Raw genomic sequence first — 19,103 nt, forward strand, 5'->3', positions numbered from 1 at the left:
CTGTGACATTTTTGCGGCTGCCGCCGCGTGGGGGCTCGGCACCGGACCCCGCTCCTCGAACTCCCCAGGACTACGTCCAGGGGACCCCCAGGGGCTGGTAATCCAGCCCCTGGGGGTCTGGGGGCTTGCCCCTCACGCGGCGGAGCCGCCCAATGGTGCAGCCGGGAAGGGGCGGGGTGGGGAAAGGGTCCGGGCCTCTAGGGCGTGTCAGTGCCCCCGTACCGCCAGCGCGCGACGCAGGTCGTCGAGTTGGTCTGCGAGTTTGCGGTGCAGGGCCGGGATCAGTTCGTTGTCGCGTACGAAGTCCTCGCCGTGGCACAGGGATTCCGGGTCGACGGCGAACGCGGGGAATGCGTAGCGGCCTGCTGCTTCGGCGATGGCAGGGCCTCGGCGGTCGGCGACCGCGGTCGCGTCGCGGTAGTAGCGGGTGACGTAGGGCCGTACGAGATCAGCCTGTTCGGGCTGCCAGAAGCCCTGGGCCGTGGCGGTGAAGAGGTAGTTGGAGAGGGTGTCGTCCTCGAACATGCGGGCCCAGGCGGCGGCTTTGGTCGCGGCGTCCGGGAGCGCGGCGCGGCAGCGGGCGGCGCCTTCCTGGCCGGTGGCACTGGGGTCGCGGTCGAGTTCGGCGGCGATGGCGGTTTCGTCGGTGGCGCCGAGGACGGCGAGGCGGCGCAGGATGCGCCAGCGCAGTTCGGGGTCGAGTTCGGGGCCGCCGGGGATGCTGCCGGAGGTGAGCCAGTCGTGGATGGCTTCGGGCTGGGTGGCGGCGTCGATGAAGTGGCGTACAGCGGTGAGGCGCAGGCCCGGTGCGTTGCCGTCCTCTGTGCGGCGGATGAGGTCGCGGCAGATGGAGGTGAGGGTGGCGAGGGCGGCGGGGCGCTCGGTGGCGTCGAGGTAGCGGTCGGTGATCTGGGTGGCGGCGAAGCCGAGGACGCCCTGGACGATGGCGAGGTCCGTCTCGTGCGGGAGGTGGGCGCCGGCGGTGGCCAGGTAGGCGGCGGGTTCGAGTTCGCCGTCGCGGACCATGTCGCGCAGGCAGTTCCATACGACAGCGCGGGTGAGGGGGTCGGGGACGCCGGAGAGGGTGCGCAGTACCCGTTCCTCGGATGCGTCGTCGAGGCGGATCTTGGCGTAGGTGAGGTCGCCGTCGTTGAGGACGACGAGGGCGGGGCGGCGGCCGGGGCGTACGGTCACGGACTCGCCCTGGGGTACGTCGATTTCGAATCGTTCGCGCAGGACGAGAGTTTGGCCGTCGACCATGTCGTGGTCGTAGGCGCCGACGGCGATGCGGTGGGGGCGGTTGCCGTCCTGGTCGACGGTGAGGTGCCAGTAGCCCTCGGATTCGACGGGCCGGGGGGTGAGGGTGTCGACGCCGGTGGTGCGCAGCCACTGCTCGGCCCAGGCGTGGACGTCGCGGTCGGTGGCGGAGGCGAGGTTGTCGATGAAGTCGGCGAGGGTGGCGTTGGCGAACTTGTGGCGGGCGAAGTGGGTGTTGATGCCGGCCAGGAAGTCCTTTTCGCCGAGCCAGGCGACGAGCTGGCGGAGGGCGGAGGCGCCTTTGGCGTAGGAGATGCCGTCGAAGTTGAGCATGGCGGACGCGGTGTCGGGGACGGCGTCCGGGTCGGGGGCGACGGGGTGGGTGGAGGGGCGTTGGTCGGCGTCGTATCCCCAGCCCTTGCGGGCGACGGCGAAGTCGGTCCAGGTGTCAGTGAAGCGGGTGGCTTCGGTGAGGGTCTGGTAGCCCATGTATTCGGCGAAGGACTCGTTGAGCCAGATGTCGTCCCACCACTGGAGGGTGACGAGGTCGCCGAACCACATGTGGGCCATCTCGTGGGAGATGACCATGGCGCGGGTCTGGCGTTCGGTGTCGGTGACGGCGGAGCGGTAGATGAATTCGTCGCGGAAGGTGACGAGGCCGGGGTTTTCCATGGCGCCCGCGTTGAATTCGGGGACGAAGGCCTGGTCGTAGGAGTCGAAGGGGTAGGGCTCTTCGAACTTCTCGTGGTAGCGGTCGTAGCAGGCGCGGGTGATGTCGAGGATTTCGTCGGCGTCGATGTTCATGTACGGCGCGAGGGAGCGGCGGCAGTGGATGCCGAAGGGCAGGCCGCGGTGTTCGGTGCGTACGGAGTGCCAGGGGCCTGCGGCGACGGCGACGAGGTAGGTGGAGATGAGGGGGGTCGGGGCGAGTGTCCAGCGGCCTGCGCCGTGGTGTTCGGCGTTGCCGTTGCCGAGGACGGTCCAGCCTTCGGGGGCGGTGACGGTCAGGGCGAAGACGGCCTTGAGGTCGGGCTGGTCGAAGGCGGCGAAGACGCGCTGGACGTCTTCCATGAAGAGCTGGGTGTAGACGTACGTTTCGCCGTCGGTGGGGTCGGTGAAGCGGTGCATGCCTTCGCCGGTGCGAGAGTAGTGCATGTCGGCTTCGATGCGCAGCTCGTGTTCGCCCGGGGTGAGTCCGGTGAGGGCGAGGCGGTTTTCGACGAGCGCTTCGGGGTCGAGCGGCTGTCCGTCGAGAGTGACGTTGCGCAGGGCGGCGGGCTTGAGCTCGACGAAGGTGTCCCCGGCGGTGTGTGCGGAGAACTGGATGACGGTGCGGGAGTCGAAGGTCTCGTCGCCGCGGGTGAGATCGAGTTCGATCGTGTACCGGTGGACTTCGAGGAGCTGGGCTCGGGTCTGCGCTTCGTCGCGCGTCAGTACGGACATGGGGACATGCTGCCTGATGGCTTGCGCGTGGCACAGCGGGCGTGTGTACGCGGTCTCTCGGCCGGGCAGTGGCGGTGCATGTCCCGTTCCGGCCCCCCCGGGTGCGCCGGTCAGGGGCCGGGATCTATGACTTCGCGATCGTTTCGTGGTGGCGGATGACCTCCGCAATGATGAAATTGAGCAGTTTCTCCGCGAATGCCGGGTCCAGTTTGGCGTTCTCGGCCAGTTCGCGCAGGCGGACGATCTGGCGGGCCTCGCGGGCCGGGTCGGCCGGGGGGAGTTTGTGCTGTGCTTTGAGGTGGCCGACCTGCTGGGTGCATTTGAAGCGCTCGGCGAGCATGTGGACAACGGCGGCGTCGATGTTGTCGATGCTGTCGCGCAGCCGGCTCAGTTCGGCGATGACGGACTCGTCGATTTCGCTGGAGGTCATGGTCAGGGAGCTTACGTCGGTCCCGTCGCGATGGTGGGCGGGTGTTCGGGATCTGGGATCTGGTGGCTCCAGCCGCCGTGGACGGTGCGTCCCTGCTGTGCGCGGAAGCGGACGGGGGCCATGCCGACGCGGCGGGTGAAGAGGCGGGAGAAGTACGCAGGGTCGTCGTAGCCGACGCGGCGGGCGACGGCCGCGACGGGGAGTTCCGTGGCGGCGAGGAGTTCCTTGGCGCGGCCGAGGCGGATGCCGAGGAGGTAGTCCTTGGGGCTGCAACCGGCACCGCGGCGTACGGCGGCGCGCAGTTCGGCGGGGGTCATGCCGTGGCGGGCGGCGTGTTCGGCGACGGTCAGGGGCTGGAAGGCGTCGCGGGCGAGGGCTTGGAGTACGGGGTCTCCGTCGGCTCCGACGTCGGCGCGGGCGCGGCGCAGGGCGACGAGGAGTTCGTGGACGGCGGCGCCGGTCTCGACTTCGAGGAGGGGGTTGCCCCGGCGTGCGGCGCGGGCGATGCGGCCGACGGCGGCGCGGGCGGCGGCGGTGTCGGCGAGGGGGACGACGGGGCGGTCGGGTTCTATGTAGCCGAGCTCGGTGTACGTCGCGGTGGCCGGGCCGGTGAAGTCGACGAAGCTCTCGTCCCAGCCGGTGGCCGGGTCGGGCCCGTAGTGGTGCGGGGTGCCGGGTATGAGCCAGATCAGTGCGGGTGCGGTGACTGCGGTACGGCGCCCGTCCGCGCCGCGGAACCAGCCGCTGCCGGCGCTGACGACGACAGCAACGTGGTGGTCGAGGGTGCGTGGGCCGACGGTGGGCAGTGTGCCGTGCTGGAGGCCCACACCGAGGCAGACCAGGCCGAGGCGGTGGTGGGCGGGGCTGGGGGTGAAATAGCGCATCCAGGTGTGATACATCCGCTTTTCTTCCTTCCCGCTCGCCCGGGTGGCATTCAGGTGGCGTCCCGTTGGCTTTCGCCGGCGTTCCGTTGCGTCCAAACAGCGCTGATCTTTGTCCATGGACCGCTCTGCCGCCAGAGGGTGAAGTGGAGACGCTGTTGGTGGAGCGAGAGGCGGGGACCGTGGCTGACTTCACGGTGGGTGAGACGGATTTTCTGCTGGACGGGCGGCCGGTGCGGCTACTGTCGGGGGCGTTGCACTATTTCCGGGTGCATGAGGGGCAGTGGGGGCACCGGCTCGCGATGCTTCGGGCGATGGGGCTCAACTGTGTGGAGACGTACGTCCCGTGGAATCTGCATGAGCCGGAGCCTGGCCGGTTCCGTGATGTGGAGGCGCTCGGCCGGTTCCTGGACGCGGCGCGGGAGGCGGGGCTGTGGGCGATCGTGCGCCCGGGTCCGTACATCTGCGCCGAATGGGAGAACGGTGGGCTGCCGCACTGGCTGACAGGGCCGCTGGGTACGCGGGTACGGACGCGCGACGCGGAGTATCTGGCGCATGTGGAGCGGTGGTTCGGGGTGTTGCTGCCGCAGGTGGTGGAGCGGCAGATCGACCGGGGCGGCCCGGTGATCATGGTCCAGGTCGAGAACGAGTACGGCAGTTACGGCTCCGACCAGGTCTATCTGCGGCGTCTGACGGGGCTGCTGCGCGAGTGCGGTGTCACGGCGGCGCTGTTCACCTCCGACGGGCCCGAGGACCACATGCTGAGCGGCGGTTCGGTGCCGGGGGTGCCGGCGACGGCCAACTTCGGTTCGGGGGCGCGGGAGGGCTTCGATGCGCTGCGGCGGCATCAACCGTCGGGGCCGCTGATGTGCATGGAGTTCTGGTGCGGCTGGTTCGATCACTGGGGCTCGGAGCATGTCGTACGGGATGCCGCCGACGCGGCGGCCACGCTGCACGAGATCCTCGAGTGCGGTGCCTCCGTCAACATCTATATGGCACACGGGGGCACGAATTTCGCGGGCTGGTCGGGGGCGAACCGGTCCGGGGTTCTGCACGACGGGGAGCTCCGGCCGACTGTCACGTCGTACGACTACGACGCGCCGATCGACGAGTACGGCCGCCCCACGGAGAAGTTCTGGCTGTTCCGGGGCATCCTGGCGCTCCACCGGGACGGCGCCGAAGACGCCCCGCTGCCCGACGTGCCGCCCGCGCCCCCCTCGCTGGGTGAGCCGGCCCGGGTGGAGTTCACCGGGTGGGCGCCGCTCGGTGACGTCATCGAGGTGCTCGGGGGTACGGAGACGGAGGGCGCGATGCCGGCGACGTTCGAGGAGCTGGGCGTGGACCGGGGGCTGGTCCGCTACCGCCTTGACGTGCCGGGGCCGCGGCAGGCGTACCCGCTGGGTGTGACGGGCCTGCGGGACCGGGCTGTGGTGTACGTCGACGGGGTGCGGGCGGGCGTACTGACCGGGGAGGCCGGGGCCGGGTCGTATACGGCGCTGGAGGAGCCGGTGGCGGGGCCCGCTTCGGTGGAGCTGTGGGTGGAGTCGCTGGGCCGGGTCAACTACGGGCCCCGTTTCGGCGAGCCGAAGGGCATCACGGGCGGCGTACTGCACGAGCGGCAGTACGTGCACGGCGTACGGGCCCGGGGGCTGAGCCTGGGCGCATTCGACGACGCGGGCGCGGTGGCGAAAGTGGCCTTCCGGACGCTGGAGGAAGGTGCGGGGGCGGGCGCCGGTACAGAGGCCGCTCCAGACGCCGGTACAGGCGGGCTTTACCGGGGCGTGTTCCAGGTTCGTGGCGTGGGGGATGCGTCGGTCGTGCTGCCGGGCTGGGAGCGGGGCTTCGTCTGGGTGAACGGCTTCTGTCTGGGGCGGTACTGGGCTGCCGGGCCGCAGAAATCGTTGTACGTACCCGGTCCTGTGCTGCGCGAGGGCGTGAACGAGCTCTGGGTCCTGGAACTGGAAGGCGGGGGCGGCGGCCGCGTGGAGCTGAGCGAGCACCCCACCCCGCCCCCCACCCCCGGCAGCAAGCCCAGCTCCGCGCTCGGCGACGTGACATAACCGAGACGTGCAGCTACCTAGCGGTAACAAACCGCGGCGTGTCAGATTCCGCATGCCACCGGCCGGCGGCCCACCCTCATCGACACGCCATACCGCCAGGCATGGCCGACCGCAGGAGTTCCGTCGTGACCGGATTCCGCACGTCCACACGCACCTCCGGCCCACTCAGACCGAGCCGCAGCAAGAGCCGCAGCAAGAGCCGCTGCCTCGCCGCCGCGGCACTCGCCCTCACCGCCCTGGTCACCACGGGCGCAGGCACCTCGGCCGCCAGCCCCACCTCCGGGCCCACCGCGATCGTCTCCATGGGCGACAGCTACATCTCCGGGGAGGCCGGCCGCTGGCAGGGCAACAGCCTCACCAACAGCGGCAGTCGTGACGGCACCGACCGGGCCTGGACCGGCAGCGGATACGACCCGAGCCGGGTGTACGGCACGACGGCCGCGAACGGCTGCCACCGTTCCGACTCCGCCGAGGTACGCAGCGCCACCGGCACCACGCAGGCGCTGGTCAACATCGCCTGCTCGGGCGCCACCACCGCGAACGTCTTCCGGTCCTCGAACGGCGGCCAGTCGTACAAGGGCGAGGCCCCGCAGGCCGACCAGCTCGCGGCCGTCGCCGCCGCGAACAACGTCAAGACGATCGCACTGTCGATCGGCGGCAACGACCTCGGCTTCGCCGACATCATCACGAGCTGCGCGACGGACTACATCGTCTGGTACTCGTACTGCCACGACGACCAGCAGCAGGCCGTGGACGCGAAGATCGACACGGCGATGGCGAATGTCGGCAAGTCGATCGACGAGATACGCGCGGTGATGTCCGGCGCCGGCTATGCGGCCGCCGACTACCGCATCGTCCTGCAGTCCTACCCCTCCCCCATCCCGCGCGCCGCCGACAACCGCTATGCCGAGTCCGGCTGGAGCCGCACGAACACCGGCGGCTGCCCGTTCTGGAACAAGGACTCCGACTGGGCGCGCGACTCACTCGTCCCGCAGATCGCCAACCGTCTCAAGGGCGTCGCCGCCGCCAAGGGGGCACAGTTCCTGGACCTTCGCGACATGCTGCAGGGCCGCGAGGTCTGCGCCAAGGCAGCGAAGCAGGTGAGTGCCACGCAGCCGGCGTCGGCGACGACCAGCGAGTGGGCGCGCTGGATCGACAGCAACGGAACCCAGGGCCCCGTACAGGAGTCCGTGCACCCCAATTACTTCGGACAGCTCGGTCAGGGCCGCTGCCTCGCCCTGATCTACGCCAAGCCGACCGGCAACTACACCTGCCGCAACACGGCGGGCTCCGGCGCATCCGGGATGTACCTGACGGCGGTCTCCTGACACCGGCCCGCACATAGCCGACGCCACGCCCCCTGTCCCGGGGGCGTGGCCGCTCCGGCCGCGAGCTACCGCTCTCGTACCTCGAAGGTGTCCAGTACGAACTCCGCCACCCCGTCGTCGCCCACCTTCCGCAGGCCGACCCATGGCTCACCCTTCGGGGCTGCCGTGAACTCGTAGGAGAACACGGTGGGTTCCGTCGCTATCGGCAACAGCACGCTGGACAGGTCCCGGTCGTCCACTCCCGTGATCCAGGCGTACTGCCCGGCCTTCTCGTTCTCGTAGCGGAAGGACACCCCGTAGCGCTTGCCCGCCTCGAAGCGGACGGTGTGCTGCACAGTCCGGTAGACCAGGCCCTTGTTCTCGCCGCGCGACTTGAGCGATTCGGAGCCGTCGATGACGTCGTCGATCGCCTTGCCGTTCCAGCCGCGCTGCGTGAAGGGGGCATGCCGTTGCGCGATGTGGGTGCGCGGGTCGGTGGAGCCGCCCGCGTCGCCCTTCACAAATACGCCCCACCCCTGCGGCACGTGCTGGAAGTCCTCGAAGGCCACCGTGCCGGCCTTGGTGGACCGCGTTGCGGCGACGATCCGTACGTTGTCGAAGCGCACCCGCGCGTCGCCCGCCTCGGCCCGCAGAGTGAGGTCGACCGGGCCCCCGCCCTCCGGCACGGTGAAGTACGTGAACATCCGCTGGAAGCGGGTGTCGTGCTTACGGTCGGCGGCGACGAGGTTGACGGCCGTGGACGTATCGGTCCAGTTCTCTGCCGTGGCTCCGTCGGCGGTCCGTACCGTGAGCGCGGCCCGTCGCCGCTCGCCCGCCTTCGCCCCCACCTCGACCTGTACGGAGGCGGCGTACGTCCCGGGCGCGAGGCGCACGAGGCGCTGGCCGACGGCTGCCGCCCCGCCGGCGCCGATGACCAGCTCGTAGTCGCCGATCCGGCTCAGCTCCACCGAGGCGGGACCGCTGACCGTCCACCCCTCCAGGGAGCCGGAGTTGAAGCCCGGGTCGTGCAACGGGGTGGCCTGCCCCCAGTCCGGGGCACCGGGCGCCGGCACCTGGGTGCGGTAGAGGACGTACGGCTGCTTCGCCTCGGCGTCGACGGTGACCTTGCCGGAGCGGACCGGCAGCTCGCGGACGTACACCCGGCCCTGGTCGGTGAGCTTGTACAGCGCCACCTTCGACGAGCCCGCCCAGCCGCGCGGCAGCTGCCAGCTGCTGCTGCCGCCCGCCGGGTTGTAGTGGTAGAGCTTCGCCGGGTCCGTGGCTCTGCGCGGCTCCCACGGCAGGAGATAGCGGCCGCCGTCGTATACGAGCCGTCCGTCGGTGGTGATGCGCCGGGTGCCGTCCGCGTCGCCCACCACCGTCCTGGTCGGCCCGAAGAAGGTGATCTCGTGTGCGCCCCATGTCTTCACCGGGTACGCCTGGAGGTACTTGGCGGGCAGGCTGTCGGTCCAGATCAGCTGGTGGAAGGTGTTCCAGTCGGTCTTGTTGACCCAGCCCTCGAAGTTCCCGGTGCGCGGAATGCCGAGCAGAGTCGGCCACTTGTCGGCGAAGACGTCCTTCTGGTGGTTGCGGATGAAGCGGATCAGCTGGGAGTTGATGCCGCGTGAGGTGTCGCCGCCGTAGTCGACCTCGGTGGCCCAGTGCGACCACAGGGACGAGCGCTCCAGGCCGTGTCCCCACTCGGTGGTGATCTGCCAGCCCTGCTCGCGCAGTGCCCGCTGGAGCCGGTCCGAGGTCCAGCCGGACTCGCGGAACACGTCGATGTAGAGCATGTTGAGGGCAGGATCGGTCTCGTCGCGCAGGTCCTTGAAGCGCTTCACGATGTCGCCGGAGACCAGGTCGCGCCGCTGGTCGATGCGGTAGCTCTGGTCGAGCCAGTCCCACTGCTCGTTCGCCTTGTCGACGAGGGTCTCGGAGAAGGCGTTGGCGACGGGGTAGGACTCGGTGGCGTTCACATGTACGCCGAAGTCGCTCCCCCACTTCCTGCCCTCCCTGACGAGGGTGTTGAGGTCGTCGAGCCCGCCCGCGCGCTTGTTGTGGTTGCCCGCGTAGTCGGGGTGGGCGGAGTCGTGTCCCTCCGACTGATAGCCCTTGAGCAGCGTGTACTGGCGCAGTCCGTCCGTCGCGAGAGAGATCCGCTTGACGTTGTCGAGCGTGGCGAGGAAGGGGTTGGTGGCCTGGCTGGCGAAATTGAAGGGGATGTGCGGGACGACGCGCAGGTGCTGTTCGTCCGCGCCCAGCGGGGTGACCATGATGTCGCGGAAGGCGATGGCTGCGTCCTGCCAGTCGACGACGCCGTCGCCGTTGCGGTCACCGGTGATGATCACGGTGGCGTACGGGAGGGGTTCGGTGGCACCGGCGGGCGCGGTCGCGGCCCGGTGGGTCCACTGGCCGCACGCCAGTTGCGCCTTTACGTAGCCGTCCGTGCGGACAGTGGTACGCCACAGGCGGCCGTTCTCCCAGGTGGTCCCGGCCGCGCTGTCGGGCTTGTCGTACGACGTGTTGGTCTCCAGCGCCCCGCCCAGCCTGTCGTGCGCGACGACGGCGTACGCACAGCCGGTCGCCGCCTCGGTGGCCGTGTCCGGGGCGACCTTGACGAGGGTGTCGCCACTCTTGGACTTGTCCAGCTGGATCCTCGCGGCGAGCAGGGCGGCGCCGGGCTGGTCGCTGCGTACCGACAGGAAGGCCAGGGAGGGGATCTGGAGGGTGCCGACGGGCAGTGCGGCCGTGTCGGCGATCCTGGTGACCCGCCAGTCGACCTGGCGGCCGGTGACCCGGATCTCCGCATGGATCTCGGTGCCGCCCTCGAAGGCCAGGACGTACGCGATGCGGTCGCCGTCGGCGCGGGCGGTCACCCGGGGCGTACGGGCGGTTCCGTCGATCAGTACCGAGGTGACCGGATCCTCCTGCCCGTACAGCTTCGCGCCGGTATACCGATCGGTGTACGAGACGATGCGCGGGAAGCCGGGGTCGACGCGCACCTCCAGCTCACGGGAGCGCAGCACTGTCACTGTCCCGGCGGCTCCGGCCGCTCCCGACGACGCGGCGCCGAACGCGGCGCCCGGTGTGGCCACGACCGCGCCGAGTCCGATCAGTGCGGTGGCAGTCGTCACGGTCCTGCGACTCGGCCCACGGCCCTGTACGTACGAATCCACGCTCGCTCCTCCTGGTGACGGTTAACCGTGACCGTCACGATGCGCCGCGTGGTGCGAGGGGGCCTATGGACAAAGAAGGGGCGGGTGTTGGACTAACGCGTCCGACGCCCGCCCCTTCACCGCTCATGCGAGGGTCAGAGACCTGCGGCAGCCGACTTGATGGCCGCGGCGAAGGTCGACACCTCGGTGTACACACCGGGGTAGTTGGGGCGTGCGCAGCCATTGCCCCAGCTGACTATCCCGACCTGGATCCAGGCGTTGTTGTTGTCCTTGCGGAACATGGGGCCGCCCGAGTCGCCCTGGCACGTGTCGACACCGCCCTGGGTGAAGCCGGCGCAGATCTCCTCGCCCGCCACGAGGTCGGAGTACGACCGCTTGCAGCTGGTGTCGGAGACGAACGGGACCTGGGCCTTGAGCATGTAGCGCTGCTGGCTGCCGCCCTCGCGGTTGGCGCCCCAGCCGGCCACGGTGAAGGTGCCCTTGTTGTACGCCGTCGTGTCGGCGATCTTCAGGGTGGGCAGGTCGATCGGCTTGGCGAGCTTGATCAGCGCCCAGTCCTTGCCGGTGCCGTTGTAGCCGGGTGCCTGAAGGACCTTGGTGGACTTGACCTTGATGGCGCTCGGGCTCTGGAGGTCGACCACTCCGGCGGTGGCGGTGATGCTCGTGTTGTTGCCCGAGCCGTCCACGCAGTGGGCGGCGGTCAGGACGATGTCCTTGGCGTAGAGCGCGCCGCCGCAGCCCATGGAGAGCCGGACCATGAACGGGAATTCACCCTGGGCGGCCTGGGTTCCGCCGACGACGGGCGGCGGTGCGGCGGAGGCGGTGGATGCGCCCGCGGGCTGGAGGCTGATCGCGGCGAGGGCCACGGCACTGGCGGCCGCACATCTCTTGAGGACACGCAGAAGGTTCTTCAACGAACTGCCTTTCGTGGGGGGTTTCGCTGGCTTGCTGCTGTGCGCGCGCACGACGGCCACCACACCGGCACACCAATGGCATGAGCCCGTCAACTCGCCGTTGGATTATGTGGAGTTGCCCGCCCGGACGACAAGGGACGCTTCCAGCCACACCCGCCACACCGAGGCCGTATTCATCCGCACCGCGGTCCGCCGGATCCGCTTACAGTGGAGATCTGTTCACCGTCGTGTGAGGACGTGTGGGGGTGAGTGCGGGCGTGAGTGGCGACAGCGCGGTCGTGCACGGCTTTCCGCACCTGACCACCGTGCGGTCCGCCCTCACGGCGCTCCACAAACGGCTCTCGTACGACGGCGTGCACACCTACGCCCCGAGCGTCTTCCCCGTCGACGTCGCCTTCTCCGACCAGGACGATCTCCACCTCGGCACCCAGCGCGTGGCGCGCGCCCTCGTCCACCATCTGCATCTGCCGGACGCCCGCATGATCGTGAGCTTCCGCGAGATGGAGCACGCCGCGAGCGTGGAGCTCGCCGCCGGTCCCGAGTACTTCATCGAGCTCAACTCACGTTTCAGGACCCACCGCAACGACATCGGGGCCGCCCTCGCCCACGAGATCACCCACGTCCTGCTGCACCGGCTCGACCTCGCCTTCGCCGGCACCCGCGACAACGAGATCCTGACCGACACCGTGACGACGTATCTGGGCGCGGGCTGGCTGCTGCTCGACGCCTTCCGCGAGGACGGCGCGTCCAGCCAGAAGCTCGGCTATCTGACGCCGGAGGAGTTCGGTTACGTCCTGGCGAAGCGGGCGATCGCCTTCGGCGAGGACCCGGCGCCCTGGTTCACCAGCGCGCAGGCGTACACGGCGTACACCAAGGGCCTGGCGCAGGCCCGCCGTGACGAGCGGCAGCCGCCGCTCACGGCCGCGGGCTGGGCGGGCCGCCGCCGGTACGCCAAGGAGCGGCGGTATGCCCAGGAGAACGGCGGCCGGACCGACCCCGGCTTCTCGTACGCCTTCGAGGGCGGCGGCCGCGAGCCGCTGCGCGTCTCCTTCCCCTGCCCGACCTGCCACCAGCGCATCCGTGTCCCGGTAAGCGGCCGGGCGCGGGTCCGGTGCGCCCTGTGCCGGACGATTCTCGAATGCGATACGTGAAGGGGCACACGTAGGGTCGAAGCATGACGAATGATCCGACAGCGGACGCGCAGGCCCTGGTCGAAGCGGTGTACAACAGCGAGGACGATGCCGTCGTACGGCTACTGCGGTCGGGCATCTCGCCGGAGACCCCCGACGAAGAGGGCACGACCCCGCTCTACGAGGCGGCCATGCAGAACCGGCCCAGCATCGTACGGCTGCTGCTCGCCGCGGGTGCCGACCCCGACCGGGCTAGCGGTCCGGAAGCCGGTGACCTGCCGCTGTGCGGCGCCGCGGTGGGCGGCCATACGGAGGTCGTGGAGGCGCTGCTCTCGGCGGGCGCGACGCCGGATCTGCGCGAGGAGTTCGAGTTCACCGCCATGGCCTGGGCCGTACGGCAGGGAAACTCGGACACCGTGGAGGCGCTTTTGGAGTACGGCGCGGACCCCGACCTGCCGGGACCCGGCACCGAGCCGCCCCTGGTGGTCGCGGCGCACCGTGGATCCACCGAGACCGTACGGGCCCTGCTGCGGCACGGCGCGTCCGCGCGCGAGGAGGCGCTGGCGGAGGCGCGGCGATGGCTCGAAGTAGACGTGGAGCAGGAGCTGCGCGAGGAGCTGCTGAAGTCCTTCGGAGCCGGGGACGGGAGCGGTGGCGCGAAGGTCGAGACCGTCACCCGCCGCATCGTGGAGGACGGCGGCGTAACGGTCGTGGTCGAGCTCGTCCAGGACGGCGTGCCGCGGGCCGGCAAGGAGCGGCAGACCGGGCACGCCGCGATCGTCACCCTCCTGGAGCAGGAGCTCGGCATCCGTACCCCCTTCGAGGAGCTCGCCGAGCGGGCCCTGCGCGGCGCGGACCCCGACCGGGACGACTGGATGGAGGCGCTGGCCGCGCTGTGGCGGCGCGGTGACGAGGAGACGTTCCAGGCGGCGGCCGCTTGGTGCACGAGCGGAGAACCGTTGCGGCAGGCCTTCGCCGCCGACGTACTGGCGCAGCTCGGTTTCGAGCAGGACGGCAAGCCCTTCGCCGCCCGCGCCCTGCCGCTGCTGCGGCAGCTGGCGCGCGAGGCGGAGGACCCCGAGCTGATCCAGGCGGCCGTCCTGGGGCTGGGGCACCACGCCGCCCCGGCCGCGCTGCCGGAGATTCTTCGCCACGCGGATCACCCCGACACGGAGGTGCGCCACCGGGTGGCGATCTCCCTCGTCGGCCTCGTCCCCGCCGGCCACGACGAGGGTGCGGCGGCCCTGATCGCGCTCAGCCGCGACACCGACGACGAGGTACGGGACTGGGCGACGATGGCGCTGGCCGGCATCGAGGCCGACACCCCGGAGATCCGCGAGGCCCTGGCGGCACGTCTGGAGGACCGCGACCCGGACACGGCGGCGGAGGCGGCCCGTGGCCTGGCGGCACGCCAGGATCCGCGCGCGGTGGAGGCGCTGGCACGCCTGCTCGCCCACGAGGACCCGGAGGGGTACGCCTACTCCACTGCCGCGGAGGCGCTCGAACACGTGACGGACGAGACGGTGAGGCGTCAGTTGGAGCAGACGCCGCCGCGCCACCGCTGACAGTGGAGTGGAGGAAGTGCGGGCAGGAGCCGTTCAGCAGTCGTAGTCGACGAGGTCGAACGACGCGTAGTGATCGGCCGTGTAGTAGTCCTCCTGTGCCGAGTCGCCGGTGACAATGCGGCGCGCGCCGCGGGTGGGGGAGCCCGGCGTGATGACGGTGTACTCGTGGTAGTACCCGGCGTTCTGGTTCGGCAGGAGCTGCTCGCGGTTCTGGAAGACGGTCCCGTCCTGTTCGTACGGGAAGGGCCCGCCGGCCTCTATGAGGTCGAGGGTGTCGTGCGCCTGGGACGGCAGGGCGGAGTAACAGATGTCGCCAACCGCGGGTACGGGGGCGGCACTTGCGACGGCCGTTACCGGGCCGCCGACGATGAGGGTAGAGACGAGAGCGGCGATGCCGCTGATGACGGAGATTCGTGGGGGGATCCGCATGGGCACCATGATGACGCGCGTAGAGCATGGCGCGTCAATGCCAACTCCCGTGAATTTTCCGTGCGTTAACCTGACCGGAGGGCGGGGGGATACGCCGCGCGGCATGTCCGGCATGGCGAGCGCGTCGAGCGCGTCGAGCGCGTGAAGCGCGTGAAGCGCGTGAAGCGCGTGAAGCGCGTGAAGCGCGTGAAGCGCGTGAAGCGCGTGAAGCGCGTGAAGCGCGTGAAGCGCGTGAAGCGCGTGAAGCGCGTGAAGCGCGTCTGCGCAGCCAGCACGTCTGCACATCCAGCACGTGAAGCACTTCTGCACGTCCAGCACGTCAGCGCGTGAAGCGCTCTCGGAGCGCTCCAGCGCCCCCCAGCAGCGCTCCCCAGCCCCTCAGCCCCCAGTGGCACTCTCCGCCCCCTCTCAGCACCCCCGCACCCAAGCGCGCCCCCGTCACCCCGCCCCGTACACCGCCCGTACCGGCCCCGCGTCCGCCAGCAGTTTCAGTGCCGCCTCCCCCGCCTCCGCCGGCGCCCACCGCGCCCCCTTGTCCGCGGTCGGCCCCGCTCGCCAGCCCTCCATGACCGTGATGCGGCCCGCCTCCGCCTCGAAGACCCGCCCGGTCACGCCCGCGCTCGCCGCCGACCCGAGCCACACGACGAGTGGCGAGACGTTCTCGGGGGCCATGGCGTCGAACTGCCCCTCCCCCGGCGCCGTCATCGTTTCGGCGAAGGTCTGCTCGGTCATGCGGGTCCGGGCGGCCGGCGCTATCGCGTTGACCTGGACCCCGTACCGCCCCATCTCCGCCGCGGCGACCAGCGTCAGACCGACGATCCCGGCCTTGGCCGCGGAGTAGTTACCCTGCCCGACGCTGCCCAACAGGCCGGCCCCCGAGCTGGTGTTGACGACCCGCGCGTCCACCGGCCGCCCCGCCTTCGCCTCCGCCCGCCAGTGCGCCGTCGCGTGCTTCAGCGGCAGAAAGTGCCCCTTCAGGTGCACCCGCATGACCGCGTCCCAGTCGTCCTCGTCCAGGTTGACCAGCATCCGGTCACGCAGAAAGCCCGCGTTGTTGACCAGGGTGTCGAGCCGCCCGAAGGTCTCCACCGCCGCCGTGACCAGCGAGGATGCCCCGTCCGTCGTAGCGATGTCGCCGCCGTGCGCGACCGCCTCGCCCCCGGCGGCGGTGATCTCGTCGACGACCTGCTGGGCGGGGCCCGAGGACATCCCCGCGCCGTCGAGTCCGACCCCCAGGTCGTTGACGACCACCTTCGCGCCCTCCGCCGCGAAGGCCAGCGCATGGGCCCGTCCGAGTCCCCGCCCCGCGCCCGTCACAATGACCACACGTCCGTCGCAGATTCCCGTCATCTCACGTCTCCTTATTGGCAGTTGCGGCGTCGAGGAAAGCGGGGCGCTCCCCACCCCCGTGCACGAGCAGCGAGGCGCCCGTGATGTACGCGGCCCGCTCGGAGGCCAGGAAGACGGCGGCGTCACCGACCTCCGAGGGTTCGGCGAGCCGCCCCAGCGGTACGGTCCGGCCGACCGCCGCGACTCCACCCTCGTCTCCGTAGTGCAGATGCGACAGCTCGGTACGGACCATGCCGAGGACCAGCGTGTTCACCCGGACATCCGGTGCCCACTCCACCGCCATGGACCGCGCCAGATTCTCCAGCCCCGCTTTGGCCGCCCCGTACGCCGCCGTGCCCGGCGAAGGCCGCGTCCCGCTGACGCTGCCGACCATCACGACTGCCCCGCCGGCCGCCCGAAGGTGCTCGTACGCGGCCAGTGAGGCGTTCATCGGCGCGACCAGGTTGAGCTCGACCACCCGCGCGTGCCGCTCGGCCTCGCCCTCTCCCAGCAACCGGTACGGCGTCCCGCCCGCGTTGTTGACCAGCGCGTCCAGCCGCCCGTACGCATCCACCGCGTCGGCGAAGAAGGCCCGTACGGCCGCCGGGTCCCGCAGGTCGACGGGCCGGAACTCGGCCTCCAGGCCGCCCACTTCCACCGGCTCCTCCGGGGGACGGCGGGCGCAGACCACCACCCGCGCCCCGGCGGCGAGGAACGCGCGGGCGATTCCGGCACCGACGCCGCGGGTGCCGCCTGTCACGACGACGACCCTCCCGTCCAGTTGCATTCGCTGCTACCTTCCCTGCCTAACAAATGTTTGGTGGAAAGGTAGCTGATCCGTCCATGGGTGTCTCCACCGCAAGCCCGGACAAGGGCATTTCCGTCGTTACGGTCGACTTCCCGCCCGTCAACGCACTTCCCGTACAGGGCTGGTACGACCTCGCCGACGCCATCCGCGGGGCCGGTCGCGACCCAGAGGTCCGCTGCGTCGTCCTCGCCGCCGAGGGCCGCGGCTTCAACGCCGGCGTCGACATCAAGGAATTGCAGCGCGACCCAGGCCACGCCTCCCTCATCGGCGCCAACCGCGGCTGCGCCGAGGCCTTCGCCGCCGTCTACGAGTGCGAGGTCCCCGTCGTCGCGGCAGTGGGCGGCTTCTGCCTCGGCGGCGGCATCGGCCTGGTCGGCAACGCCGACGCGATCGTCGCGTCCGACGACGCCACCTTCGGCCTGCCGGAGCTGGACCGGGGCGCGCTGGGCGCCGCCACCCACCTCGCACGCCTCGTCCCGCAGCACCTCATGCGCACGCTGTACTACACCTCGCGCACCGCCACCGCCGCCGAACTCCACGCCCACGGCTCCGTCTGGAAAGTCGTCCCGCGCGACGAACTCCACGACGCGGCCATGGGCCTGGCCCGCGAGATCGCGCAGAAGGACGGCTGCCTCATCCGGCTGGCCAAGGCCGCCATCAACGGCATCGACCCCGTCGACGTACGCCGCAGCTACCGCTTCGAGCAGGGCTTCACCTTCGAGGCCAACCTCGGCGGCGTCGCCGACCGTGTCCGTAACACCTTCGGCAAGGAGGCCGGGAAGTGACCGACAAGACCATGACCCCGGAGCAGGTCGTCGCCCACCTCCGCAGCGGCATGACCCTCGGCATCGGCGGCTGGGGCTCGCGCCGCAAACCCATGGCCCTCGTCCGCGCGATCCTCCGCTCCGGTCTCACGGACCTCACCGTGATCTCGTACGGCGGCCCGGACGTCGGCCTCCTCGTCGCCGTCGGCAAGGTCCGCAAGGTGGTCGCGGCCTTCACCACACTCGACTCGATCCCCCTCGAACCGCACTTCCGTACCGCCCGCCAGAGCGGCGCGGTCGAGCTCATGGAGATCGACGAGGCGATGTTCATGTGGGGGCTGCACGCCGCCGTGAACCGGCTGCCGTTCCTTCCCGTACGCGCCGGAATCGGCTCCGACGTGATGCGGGTCAACCCGTCCCTGAAGACGGTCACTTCGCCGTACGGGGACGGGGAGCGGTTCGTCGCGATGCCGGCCCTGCACATGGACGCCGCTCTTGTCCACATGAACCGCGCCGACCGCCTCGGCAACGGGCAGTACCTGGGGCCCGACCCCTACTTCGACGACCTCTTCTGCGAGGCGGCGGACGCGGCGTACGTCTCCTGCGAGCAGCTGGTCGAGACCGCCGAGCTGACGAAGACCGCCGCCCCGCAGACCCTCCTCCTCAAACGCCACTCCGTCACCGGCGTGATCGAGACCCCGAACGGCGCGCACTTCACCTCCTGTGCCCCCGACTACGACCGGGACGAGGCCTTTCAGAAGGCGTACGCGACGACTCCCTGGCCGGAGTTCGCCGAGCGCTTCCTGTCGGGCGGCGACGAGAAGGCCTACCAGTCCGCCGTACAGACCTGGCACGAGGAGCAGAAGTGACCACCGCGACGACGGTCAGCCGCGCCGAGTACTGCCTGATCGCCTGCGCCGACGCATGGCGCGACAACGGCGAGGTCCTCGCCAGTCCCATGGGTACGATCCCCGCGTTCGGCGCGCGCCTCGCCAAGCGCACCTTCTCCCCCGACCTCCTCCTCACGGACGGCGAGGCGATGCTCGTCGGTCTCGACGGGACGCCGGAAGGCTGGCTGCCGTACCGCCAGCACCTCACCATGGTCAGCGGCGGCAAGCGCCACGTCATGATGGGCGCAAGCCAGATCGACCGCTTCGGCAACCAGAACATCTCCTGCATCGGCGACTGGTCACAGCCCACCCGCCAGCTCCTCGGCGTACGGGGCGCTCCGGTCAACACGCTCAACAATCCGACCAGTTACTGGGTCCCGAAGCACTCCGCCCGGGTCTTCGTGGAGAAGGTCGACATGATCTGCGGGGTCGGTTACGACAGCGCGGCCGCCGCAGGGCCCTCCGCTACCCGCTTTCACCGCATCCCGCGCGTTGTCAGCAACCTCGGCGTCTTCGACTTCTCGACCCCGGGCCACTCCATGCGGCTTGCGTCCCTCCACCCCGGCGCCACCGTCGAAGAGGTCCGCGACTGCACCGGATTCGCCCTCGTGATCCCCGACGACGTCCCGTACACCCGGGAGCCGACCGCCGAGGAGCTCCGCCTGATCCGTGAGGTCATCGACCCCGGGGGCGTGCGCGACCGTGAGGTCAGGGCCTGAT

16 protein-coding genes are annotated in these 19,103 nt (G+C 70.4%); 8 read left to right on the forward strand and 8 right to left on the reverse strand.

The window, feature by feature from the left end; translation table 11 throughout:
* Positions 1-207 precede the first annotated feature (207 nt).
* The 3 genes from pepN to J7I98_RS01220 all read right to left on the reverse strand — a co-directional run bounded on the left by pepN (position 208) and on the right by J7I98_RS01220 (position 4,029).
* Positions 208-2,700 (reverse strand): aminopeptidase N, encoded by a 2,493-nt coding sequence (gene pepN, locus J7I98_RS01210; protein ID WP_214914672.1) that lies wholly within the window; start codon positions 2,698-2,700, stop codon positions 208-210.
* A gap of 124 nt (positions 2,701-2,824) precedes the next feature.
* Positions 2,825-3,130 (reverse strand): chorismate mutase, encoded by a 306-nt coding sequence (locus tag J7I98_RS01215; protein ID WP_214914674.1) that lies wholly within the window; start codon positions 3,128-3,130, stop codon positions 2,825-2,827.
* A gap of 11 nt (positions 3,131-3,141) precedes the next feature.
* Positions 3,142-4,029 carry an AraC family transcriptional regulator gene (locus J7I98_RS01220; protein ID WP_214914676.1) on the reverse strand — a complete coding sequence of 296 codons (888 nt, stop codon included), beginning with the start codon at positions 4,027-4,029 and terminating at the stop codon, positions 3,142-3,144.
* A gap of 164 nt (positions 4,030-4,193) precedes the next feature.
* Here J7I98_RS01220 and J7I98_RS01225 point away from each other — a divergent pair, with 164 nt between their 5' ends.
* A complete protein-coding gene (locus J7I98_RS01225; protein WP_214914684.1) occupies positions 4,194-6,071 on the forward strand; it encodes a beta-galactosidase family protein in 1,878 nt (625 codons plus the stop codon).
* Positions 6,072-6,196: 125 nt separating this feature from the next.
* Positions 6,197-7,399 (forward strand): GDSL-type esterase/lipase family protein, encoded by a 1,203-nt coding sequence (locus tag J7I98_RS01230; protein WP_308377648.1) that lies wholly within the window; start codon positions 6,197-6,199, stop codon positions 7,397-7,399.
* Between the two features lie 65 nt (positions 7,400-7,464).
* Here J7I98_RS01230 and J7I98_RS01235 read toward each other — a convergent pair whose 3' ends face one another.
* Entirely contained in the window at positions 7,465-10,554 is a 3,090-nt protein-coding gene (locus J7I98_RS01235; protein ID WP_214914690.1) for an endo-alpha-N-acetylgalactosaminidase family protein, read from the reverse strand.
* Between the two features lie 134 nt (positions 10,555-10,688).
* Positions 10,689-11,468 (reverse strand): trypsin-like serine protease, encoded by a 780-nt coding sequence (locus tag J7I98_RS01240; protein ID WP_214914693.1) that lies wholly within the window; start codon positions 11,466-11,468, stop codon positions 10,689-10,691.
* A 257-nt stretch (positions 11,469-11,725) separates the two neighbouring features.
* Between J7I98_RS01240 and J7I98_RS01245 the strand changes: the two genes are divergently transcribed.
* A complete protein-coding gene (locus J7I98_RS01245; RefSeq protein WP_374225051.1) occupies positions 11,726-12,619 on the forward strand; it encodes a hypothetical protein in 894 nt (297 codons plus the stop codon).
* A gap of 23 nt (positions 12,620-12,642) precedes the next feature.
* Positions 12,643-14,163 carry an ankyrin repeat domain-containing protein gene (locus J7I98_RS01250; protein ID WP_214914699.1) on the forward strand — a complete coding sequence of 507 codons (1,521 nt, stop codon included), beginning with the start codon at positions 12,643-12,645 and terminating at the stop codon, positions 14,161-14,163.
* A 33-nt stretch (positions 14,164-14,196) separates the two neighbouring features.
* Here J7I98_RS01250 and J7I98_RS01255 read toward each other — a convergent pair whose 3' ends face one another.
* Positions 14,197-14,592, reverse strand: a complete 396-nt coding sequence (locus J7I98_RS01255) for a ribonuclease domain-containing protein (protein ID WP_214914709.1) — start codon at positions 14,590-14,592, stop codon at positions 14,197-14,199.
* Positions 14,593-14,733: 141 nt separating this feature from the next.
* Between J7I98_RS01255 and J7I98_RS01260 the strand changes: the two genes are divergently transcribed.
* Positions 14,734-14,922, forward strand: coding sequence for a hypothetical protein (locus J7I98_RS01260; RefSeq protein ID WP_214914711.1), 189 nt, complete (start codon positions 14,734-14,736; stop codon positions 14,920-14,922).
* 108 nt (positions 14,923-15,030) lie between these two features.
* Here the strand turns inward: J7I98_RS01260 and J7I98_RS01265 are convergent, their stop codons facing one another.
* A complete protein-coding gene (locus J7I98_RS01265; protein WP_214914725.1) occupies positions 15,031-15,942 on the reverse strand; it encodes an SDR family oxidoreductase in 912 nt (303 codons plus the stop codon).
* 1 nt (position 15,943) lies between these two features.
* A complete protein-coding gene (locus tag J7I98_RS01270) occupies positions 15,944-16,708 on the reverse strand; it encodes an SDR family oxidoreductase (protein WP_214914727.1) in 765 nt (254 codons plus the stop codon).
* Positions 16,709-16,764: 56 nt separating this feature from the next.
* On the opposite strand from J7I98_RS01270, the gene J7I98_RS01275 reads away from it, so the two are divergent.
* Genes J7I98_RS01275 through J7I98_RS01285 form a run of 3 tightly spaced genes read left to right on the forward strand, consistent with a single transcriptional unit; the run spans position 16,765 to position 19,102 of the window.
* A complete protein-coding gene (locus tag J7I98_RS01275; RefSeq protein WP_214914730.1) occupies positions 16,765-17,514 on the forward strand; it encodes an enoyl-CoA hydratase family protein in 750 nt (249 codons plus the stop codon).
* A complete protein-coding gene (locus J7I98_RS01280) occupies positions 17,511-18,362 on the forward strand; it encodes a CoA transferase subunit A (protein WP_214914733.1) in 852 nt (283 codons plus the stop codon). The genes J7I98_RS01275 and J7I98_RS01280 overlap by 4 nt, the downstream gene beginning before the upstream one ends.
* Positions 18,359-19,102, forward strand: a complete 744-nt coding sequence (locus tag J7I98_RS01285; RefSeq protein WP_214914736.1) for a CoA-transferase subunit beta — start codon at positions 18,359-18,361, stop codon at positions 19,100-19,102. Before J7I98_RS01280 ends, J7I98_RS01285 begins: the two co-directional genes overlap by 4 nt.
* The last annotated feature ends 1 nt before the right edge of the window (position 19,103 follow it).

This window comes from Streptomyces sp. ISL-98 (assembly GCF_018614055.1).
GTDB lineage: Bacteria > Actinomycetota > Actinomycetes > Streptomycetales > Streptomycetaceae > Streptomyces > Streptomyces spiramyceticus.

What these genes read in the sequence shown, in the direction of transcription:
- pepN (WP_214914672.1), bottom strand. Translation starts at nt 2,700, where the DNA reads ATGTCCGTACTGACGCGCGACGAAGCGCAGACCCGAGCCCAGCTCCTC.
- J7I98_RS01215 (WP_214914674.1), bottom strand. Translation starts at nt 3,130, where the DNA reads ATGACCTCCAGCGAAATCGACGAGTCCGTCATCGCCGAACTGAGCCGG.
- J7I98_RS01220 (WP_214914676.1), bottom strand. Translation starts at nt 4,029, where the DNA reads ATGTATCACACCTGGATGCGCTATTTCACCCCCAGCCCCGCCCACCAC.
- J7I98_RS01250 (WP_214914699.1), top strand. Translation starts at nt 12,643, where the DNA reads ATGACGAATGATCCGACAGCGGACGCGCAGGCCCTGGTCGAAGCGGTG.
- J7I98_RS01255 (WP_214914709.1), bottom strand. Translation starts at nt 14,592, where the DNA reads ATGCGGATCCCCCCACGAATCTCCGTCATCAGCGGCATCGCCGCTCTC.
- J7I98_RS01265 (WP_214914725.1), bottom strand. Translation starts at nt 15,942, where the DNA reads ATGACGGGAATCTGCGACGGACGTGTGGTCATTGTGACGGGCGCGGGG.
- J7I98_RS01270 (WP_214914727.1), bottom strand. Translation starts at nt 16,708, where the DNA reads ATGCAACTGGACGGGAGGGTCGTCGTCGTGACAGGCGGCACCCGCGGC.
- J7I98_RS01275 (WP_214914730.1), top strand. Translation starts at nt 16,765, where the DNA reads ATGGGTGTCTCCACCGCAAGCCCGGACAAGGGCATTTCCGTCGTTACG.